This window comes from Streptomyces sp. NPDC096079 (assembly GCF_040303145.1).
Lineage (GTDB): Bacteria > Actinomycetota > Actinomycetes > Streptomycetales > Streptomycetaceae > Streptomyces.
Map to the genome: position 1 here is coordinate 150793 of NZ_JBEOST010000018.1, position 7085 is coordinate 157877.

Below are 7085 nucleotides of genomic sequence, written 5' to 3' on the forward strand. Positions count from 1 at the left end.
CGGCCGGTGCGGATCTTAGCCGCGGGCTGCCGGTGCGGATCTGAGCAGGCGTGCCGGTGCGGATCTGAGCAGGCGTGCCCGTGCGGACCTGAGCAGGCGTGCCCGTGCGGATCCGAGCCGGGGCCTGCCGTCACCACCTCACCGGGAGGTGGCGGACGCCGCGCAGCAGGAGGCCCGGCAGCCACTCCCAGGGCGCGCCCTCCGGGTCCAGTTCGAGCCGGGGGAAGCGGTCCAGGAGTGTCCGGAGGGCGATCCTGCCCTCCAGGCGGGCGAGCGGGGCGCCCAGGCAGTAGTGGATGCCGTGGCCGAAGGCGAGGTGCCCCCTGGTGTCGCGGCGGATGTCGAAGCGGTCGGGCTCGGGGAAGCGGGCCGGGTCCCGGTCGAGCGCGCCGATGCCCACCAGGACGCTCTGTCCCGCCGGGATGACGGTGTCGCCGATGGTGACGGGCTCCGCGGTGAAGCGGAAGGTGCCGGTCTCCACCGGGCCGTCGTAGCGCAGCGACTCCTCGACGGCCCCGTCGAGGAGGCTCGGGTCGGCGCGCAGGGCGGCGAGCTGCTCGGGGTGGGTGAGCAGGTTGCGGACGGTGTTGGAGATCAGGTTGACCGTGGTCTCGTGGCCGGCGATGAGCAGCAGGTAGGCCATGGCGCGGAGTTCGGGACCGGAGAGCCGGTCGCCGTCCTCGGCGCCGGCGGCGATGAGACCGGAGAGCAGGTCGTCGGCGGGGCCCGCGGCCCGCTTGTCCTCGATGAGCTCGTCGAGGTAGGCGGCGAAGCCCTTCATCGCGTCGGACATGCCCTGTTCGTCGGACGGGGTGACGAGTTCGTTGGACCAGGAGCGGAAGGTCTCGCGGTCCTCCGCGGGGACGCCGAGGAGTTCGCAGATGACGGTGATCGGAAGCGGGAACGCGTAGGCGTCGACGAGGTCGGCGCGGCCTGCCGGCTCCATGGCGTCGGCGAGTTCGTGGGTGAGCCGCTCGATGCGGGGCCGCAGGCTCTCGACCCTGCGGCCGGTGAACTCCGCGGTGACGAGGCGGCGCAGCCGGGTGTGGTCGGGGGCGTCCGCCGCGAGGAGGTGGACGCCGATGATGTCCTCCTCCGGCGGCCGGACGCCGATGACGGACGGGGACTTGGCGAGCCGCGGATCGGTCAGTGCCGCGCGCCCTTCCTCGTGGCCGACGACCAGCCAGAACTGGAAGCCGTCGGGCATCCGTACCTCGTGGACGGGACCTGCTTCACGGAGCTTGGCGTAGAAGGGGTACGGGTTCGCGGTGAAGTCCGCGCCGTACTCCCCCAGTTCGATGACGGACATCGAAGCAGACTATCCGACTAATCGTTCTCGTCCGTGTCGGCGAGGCCCGCGTCGTGGACGAGGAGCGCGATCTGGACACGGTTGTTGAGGTCCAGCTTGGCGAGGATCCGGGACACGTGCGCCTTGACCGTGGGGACGCTCATGTACAGCTCGGCGGCGATCTCCGCGTTCGACCGGCCGTGCCCGACCGCGACGGCCACCTCCCGCTCGCGGTCGGCGAGTTCGGCCAGTCGTCCGGCGGCCGTGGCGCCGCGCGAGCGCTCCGGCTCCCGCCGCTCGGCGACATGGGTCATGAGCTGGCGGGTGACGGCCGGGGAGAGGACGGGGTCACCCGCGGCGATCCGGCGGACGGCGGCGACGATCTCGGCGGGCGGGGTGTCCTTGAGGACGAATCCGGCGGCACCGGCCCGGAGGGCGCGCATCACCTGCTCGTCCGCGTGGAAGGTGGTGAGGACGACGACCTCGGGGGCGCCGGGGAGGGCACGGAGGCGTTCGGTGGCGGTGAGGCCGTCGACATGGGGCATGCGGATGTCCATGAGGACGACGTCCGGGGCGTGCCGGGCGACGAGTTCGGGGACTTCGCGGCCGTCGGCGCCCTCGCCGACGATCTCGAGGTCCTCGGCCCCGCCGAGCATGAAGGTGAGGCCCGCGCGGACCAGGGGGTCGTCGTCGACGATGATCAGCCGGATGGTCATGGGAGCCACGGTAGCCGCGCGGACGGGAGGAACGGTCCTGCCGACGGGATCGGCCGGGACGTCGGGCAGGCCGCCGTGGTCGCGGCGGCTGCCGGCGGGAGCGGGCGTCGGATGCGGCCGGCCGGCGTGGTCGGGCCTCCCGACGATCGGCCGGGACGTCAGGCCGGCCACGGCAGCCAGACGTGGAGGGCGAAACCGCCGTCGGGGGCCTGGCCGTGTTCCAGTCGGCCGCCGGCGAGTGCGGCGCGTTCGGTCAGGCCGATGAGGCCCTGGCCGGAGCCGGGGACGTGCGGGACCGGGCCGCCGGGGGCCGGGTTGTGGATGTCGACGGTGAGGCCGTCGCCCGGCCTGCCCCGGACGGTGACGGTGACCGTGGTGCCGGGGGCGTGCTTGCGGGCGTTGGTGAGGCCTTCCTGCGCGATGCGGTAGACGGTGCGGCCGGTGGCGGCGGGCACCGCGGCCGGGTCGTCGACGGTGGTGTCGAGGACGACCTCCGTACCGGCCTCGCGGGACTCGTCGATCAGCGCGTCGAGGGTGGCGAGGGTGGGTTGGGGCCGGTCGCCGTCGCCGTTCTCGCCGGGCGCGCGCAGGACGCCGATGATCTCGCGGAGGTCCTGGAGCGCCTCGTGGGCGCTGTCGCGGATGACCCCGGCGGCGCGGGCGATCTGCTCGGGCGGGGCGTCGGGGCGGAACTCCAGCGCTCCGGCGTGCACGCTGAGCAGGGTGAGCCGGTGGGCGAGCACGTCGTGCATCTCGCGGGCGATGGCCTCGCGGGCGAGCCGCTGGGCCTGGGCGGCGCGCAGTTCGGCCTCGGCCTCGGCGCGGCGGGCCCGCTCCCTGAGGGCTTCGACGAGCTGCCGCCGGGAACGGACGAGCATGCCCCAGGCGGTGACGAGCAGGATGAGGATGGCGCCGAGGGCGATGCTGAGCCCGGAGTTGGTCGTGGGGTCGGGGCGGACGAAGACCTGGGCGGTGGACGTGGCGACGGCGAGCGCCCCGATCAGGGCGACCTCGCGGAACGGGCGGCGCACGGCGACGCTGAACAGGCTCGCGAGGAGGGCCCCCGCGGCGACCGGGGCCACGACGTTCGCCAGCGCGAGGGCGACGGCCAGGCCGACGGGCCGGCGCCGGCGCAGCCAGAGGGCGCAGCAGGCGGCGGCGCCGGCGAGCTGGTCGAAGAGGCTGACGGCCTCGCTGGTGTACTGCGCGCTCGTGTCGGCGGCGATGAGTCCGACCAGGGCGGCGAGGAGGAACAGGGAGGTGTCCACGATCCAGTCGCGGACGGTACGGCGGGGCCGGGGCGCCCCGCTCCCGCCCGGCTCGACCAGGTGGGAGGGGAGCAGCCAGCGCTGCCGGTCCGTACGAGTCATGTCCGCAAATGTACGCAGGCCGGGGGCGGTGCACGGGCCCTGCGGGACGTCGGGCTACCGGAGTCGCGCGGGTCGATACTTTGGTATCGGTCGCCGTAGACGAGCGGCGGACGCGGCGGCCCCGCCCCCGGCTTCATGATCGGGTCATGAAGAAGTTTCTTGAGGGCCTCGGAGTGCTCCTGCTCCTGGCCGGCGTGGCAGGAGTGATCCGCGAGATGACCGGCGGCTGGTTCCACTTCATGGGTCTGACGCGGTTCCTCACGGAGAACGTGGGGTTCCTGGAGGGCCGGGAGCTGTTCGCGAACATCGTGATAGCGGTCGCCGGTCTGGCCCTCGCGATCGGGGCGAGCCGCATGGCCAGCGACTGAGGCCTCGGGTCGCCGTCCGGCCGGGGCGGTCGGCCTACCCGGTGGCTGCGTCGGCGGCGCGGCGGCCCCAACTGGTGCCCGCGAGCACGAGGATCGCGCCCGCGAGGCCGAGGAGGCCGGGGCGGTCGCCGGCGACGGCGATGCCCGCGGCGGCGGCCCAGAGCGGTTCCGTGCCGAGCAGGAGGCTGACCCGGGACGGGGAGGTGCGGCGGACGGCCCACATCTGCACGAAGAAGGCGAAGAGCGTGCAGAGGACGGAGAGGAAGAGGAGCCCGGTCCATTCACGGGGGCCGAAGTCGAGGGCCGCGGCCCAGGGGGAGGCGCCGGTGCCGGGGAAGGCGGCGATGAGGGCGAACACGGCGACGGCGGAGCCGAGCTGGACGGTGGTGAGGGAGAGCGAGTCGGCCGACCGGACGGCCTTGATCCGGGACATGGCCAGGACGTGGACGGTACGGGCGAGGGCGGCGAGCAGCATGAGCAGGTCGCCGAGGGAGGGGGCGGTGAATCCTCCGCCCTGGGTCAGCAGGACGACGCCGGCGACGGAGAGGGCGGCGGCGGCCAGGAAGGCGCGGGGAGGCCTGACCCGGGTGACGGCGGCCTCGGCGAGCGGGGTGAAGATCATGGTGAGGCTGATGATCAGGCCCGCGTTGGTGGCGGAGGTGTGGACGACGCCGTACGTCTCCAGGAGGAAGATCCCGCTGAGGATCAGCCCGAGGGTCGCGGCGCCGCGCCACTGGGCCGCGGTCAGCGCGCGGAGCTTGCGCAGCCCCGCGGCGACGAGGACGGGCAGCACCACGGCGAACCGCAGTACGAGGACCGCGATGACGGTGTGGCCGGTGGTGATGCCCTTGGCCGCGAGGTAGCTGGCGCCCCAGACGACGGCGACGAGCAGGACGGGCAGATCGGTGAGCCAGGCGCGGCGGGGGGCGCCGAGGGGCAGGGGTGCGGCGATCGACGGGGACGACATCGCGGGCCGGTTCTCCCACTCTCGGGATGGGGTGGAGACGTCGGTGGCTCGCACTCGGAGCGCTCACCGTACCCGGACGGGCCCGTGGCGGCTACACCTTTCCTGGCCGCACCCCTTCCCGGGCCCTCCGGATCGGCAACCGCCGTACTCGGGGCGGCAACCGCCGTACTCGGGGCGGCCCGTGCGCGCGCGTGGCCGGTGTGCCGCGGCGACCGGGTCGGGGTCCGATTCCCGCCAGCGTCCGGGCGCCCCGCCGACTTTCATTGAACCCGCAACCACTTACTGCTTCTCACGGAGGTTTCGGGATGTCCACGATGAACGGAACGGCGGTCCTGGTGACGGGTGGCAGCCGGGGCATCGGCGCGGCGACGGCGGTGCGGCTGGCCCAGGAGGGCGCCGATGTGGCCTTCACCTACGTCCGGGACGAGGCGCGCGCCGAGCAGGTCGCCGCGCGGATCGAGGCGGCCGGCCGCAAGGCGCTGCCGCTGCGGGCCGACGCGGCCGACGCCGGGGACGCGGCGGGCGCGGTGGAGTGGGCGGCGGACGCCCTCGGGCGGCTCGACGTCCTGGTGAACAACGTCGGAGTCGGCGTCCTCGGCCCGCTGGAGTCGCTGTCGCTCGCGGACGTGGACCGGGTCCTGGACGTGAACGTGCGGGCGGCGTTCCTCGCCTCACGGACGGCCGCGGCGCGGTTCTCCGAGGGCGGCAGGATCATCACGATCGGCAGCTGCATGAGCCAGCGCGTGCCGGGTCCCGGCGGGACGCTCTACACGATGAGCAAGGCGGCGCTGATCGGCCTGACGAAGGCGCTGGCGCGGGAGCTGGGCGGGCGCGGCATCACGGCGAACATCGTGCACCCCGGTCCCGTGGACACCGACATGAACCCGGCGGACGGTCCGTACGCGGAGGGCCAGGCGGCGATGACGGCGCTCGGCCGCTTCGGCACTCCGGACGAGGTGGCGTCGATGGTCGCCTTCCTCGCGGGACCGGGCGGACGGTACGTGACGGGCGCCGAGTTCTCGGTGGACGGCGGCCACGCGGCCTAGGACCTCCGCGAAAGGGGTTACGCGAGGGCGCACCGGTGCTGTCGGGTCGGTGCGCCCTCGCGGGCCGGGCGGGGTGTCGTGCCCGCCCAGTCGTGGGAGGAGCCGGCTAGCCGCCGAGCTCCTGGTGGCGGGCGGTCAGCCGCGCCGTACCGGCCTCCGTGAGGGAGCCGAAGAGGCGGAGGCGGGAGATGCCGCCGTCCGGGTAGATGTCGATCCGCACGCGGGAGCCGACCGCCGGGGCGTCGAGCACGAACCGGTGGTTGGTGTCGGGCTGGAGGCGGGTCCTGGGCAGGATCTCGGTCCACTCCTCCGAGCCTTCGGCGGCGACGGAGAGGGCGGCCCAGCCCGCGCTGTTGCCCTTGAGGTAGGCGGTGTCGATCTCGACGGCGCGGATCTCGGACTCCGCGACCAGGCCGTAGCGGATCCAGTCGTTGCCCTTGTCGCGGCGGCGGCGGGTCTCCCAGCCGTCGTCCATCTTGCGGGAGCGGCCCGGCTGGATGGTGTTGGTGGCCGGGGAGTAGAAGCGGTCCGAGGCGTCCTCGACCTGGCCGCCGTTCTCCAGGGCCGCGAGGTCGAAGGTGCCGAGGACGCCGAGCCAGGCCGGGTCCGGGGCGACCTCGCCGTAGACGCGGAGGCGGGCGATGCCGCCGTCCGGGTGCTGGTTGACGCGCAGGTGCGTGAAGCGCTGCTCGACGTCGACGGCGAAGCCGTTGGCGGCGTGGCCGCCGACCGCGGTGCGGGGGACGAGCGTCGTCCACTTCACGTCGTCGGCGAGGAGCTCCTCGGGCGAGGGCGAGCCGGCCACGGAGGTCGCCTCGACGGAGACGGCCTGCGGGTAGTTGCCGCGGAAGTGGGCGGTGTCGAGGACGATGCCGCGGACGACGCCGGGCGCGCCGAGGCGTACCAGGGCCCAGTCGTGGTCGTCCTCGGTGGGGTGCGGCTGCTGGGCCGAGACACCGCGGCGGCGGCGGGTCTCCCAGCCGTCCATGATCTTGCCCTTGTGGCCGAAGTGCTCGGGGTCGAACTCGGCGGCCTCGGGCTTCAGCAGGTTCTCGCGCTCGGCGAAGAACTCGTCGTTGGCCGCGATGACGCCCGCGCCCAGACGCCGGTCCGCGAGGTCCGCGTACTGGGTGAAGGGGAAGTCGGCCGTCCGGTAGTCGGCGTACGGGTCGCCGCCGCCGTAGGGGCTGGCGTCACCGGTGAAGCTGGGTATGGACGACACGTCAGTTGGTCCTTTCGAGGAGGCGGCCGGTGGGTTCGGCGAGGGTGCCGCGGTCGGCGATCTTCTCGCCGCGCAGCCAGGTGGAGGTGACGACGCCGTCGAGGGTCT

Annotated in this window: 7 protein-coding genes; 2 read left to right on the plus strand and 5 right to left on the minus strand. The window is 73.9% G+C overall.

Translation table 11 applies throughout. The annotated features are described in order from the left end of the window. Window positions 1-130: 130 nt before the first annotated feature. The 3 genes from ABTY59_RS29280 to ABTY59_RS29290 all read right to left on the minus strand — a co-directional run bounded on the left by ABTY59_RS29280 (window position 131) and on the right by ABTY59_RS29290 (window position 3374). The gene (locus tag ABTY59_RS29280) at window positions 131-1309 is read right to left on the minus strand and encodes a cytochrome P450 family protein (RefSeq protein WP_352022052.1); all 1179 of its coding nucleotides are present in this window, start codon (window positions 1307-1309) and stop codon (window positions 131-133) included. A 17-nt stretch (window positions 1310-1326) separates the two neighbouring features. Next, entirely contained in the window at window positions 1327-2004 is a 678-nt protein-coding gene (locus ABTY59_RS29285; protein ID WP_352022053.1) for a response regulator, read from the minus strand. Window positions 2005-2162: 158 nt separating this feature from the next. Then, window positions 2163-3374, minus strand: a complete 1212-nt coding sequence (locus tag ABTY59_RS29290) for a sensor histidine kinase (RefSeq protein ID WP_352022054.1) — start codon at window positions 3372-3374, stop codon at window positions 2163-2165. A gap of 146 nt (window positions 3375-3520) precedes the next feature. Between ABTY59_RS29290 and ABTY59_RS29295 the strand changes: the two genes are divergently transcribed. Continuing rightward, entirely contained in the window at window positions 3521-3742 is a 222-nt protein-coding gene (locus tag ABTY59_RS29295) for a hypothetical protein (RefSeq protein ID WP_352022055.1), read from the plus strand. 34 nt (window positions 3743-3776) lie between these two features. Here the strand turns inward: ABTY59_RS29295 and ABTY59_RS29300 are convergent, their stop codons facing one another. After that, window positions 3777-4709 carry a DMT family transporter gene (locus tag ABTY59_RS29300; protein ID WP_352022056.1) on the minus strand — a complete coding sequence of 311 codons (933 nt, stop codon included), beginning with the start codon at window positions 4707-4709 and terminating at the stop codon, window positions 3777-3779. Between the two features lie 305 nt (window positions 4710-5014). Here ABTY59_RS29300 and ABTY59_RS29305 point away from each other — a divergent pair, with 305 nt between their 5' ends. Then, entirely contained in the window at window positions 5015-5755 is a 741-nt protein-coding gene (locus ABTY59_RS29305; protein ID WP_352022057.1) for an SDR family NAD(P)-dependent oxidoreductase, read from the plus strand. 106 nt (window positions 5756-5861) lie between these two features. Here ABTY59_RS29305 and alc read toward each other — a convergent pair whose 3' ends face one another. Further along, window positions 5862-6977, minus strand: a complete 1116-nt coding sequence (gene alc / locus ABTY59_RS29310) for an allantoicase (protein WP_352022058.1) — start codon at window positions 6975-6977, stop codon at window positions 5862-5864. Window positions 6978-7085: the final 108 nt, after the last annotated feature.

Bases quoted from the DNA above. Each gene is read 5' to 3' on its own strand.
- ABTY59_RS29280 (WP_352022052.1), bottom strand. From the start codon at position 1,309: ATGTCCGTCATCGAACTGGGGGAGTACGGCGCGGACTTCACCGCGAAC.
- ABTY59_RS29285 (WP_352022053.1), bottom strand. From the start codon at position 2,004: ATGACCATCCGGCTGATCATCGTCGACGACGACCCCCTGGTCCGCGCG.
- ABTY59_RS29290 (WP_352022054.1), bottom strand. From the start codon at position 3,374: ATGACTCGTACGGACCGGCAGCGCTGGCTGCTCCCCTCCCACCTGGTC.
- ABTY59_RS29295 (WP_352022055.1), top strand. From the start codon at position 3,521: ATGAAGAAGTTTCTTGAGGGCCTCGGAGTGCTCCTGCTCCTGGCCGGC.
- ABTY59_RS29300 (WP_352022056.1), bottom strand. From the start codon at position 4,709: ATGTCGTCCCCGTCGATCGCCGCACCCCTGCCCCTCGGCGCCCCCCGC.
- ABTY59_RS29305 (WP_352022057.1), top strand. From the start codon at position 5,015: ATGTCCACGATGAACGGAACGGCGGTCCTGGTGACGGGTGGCAGCCGG.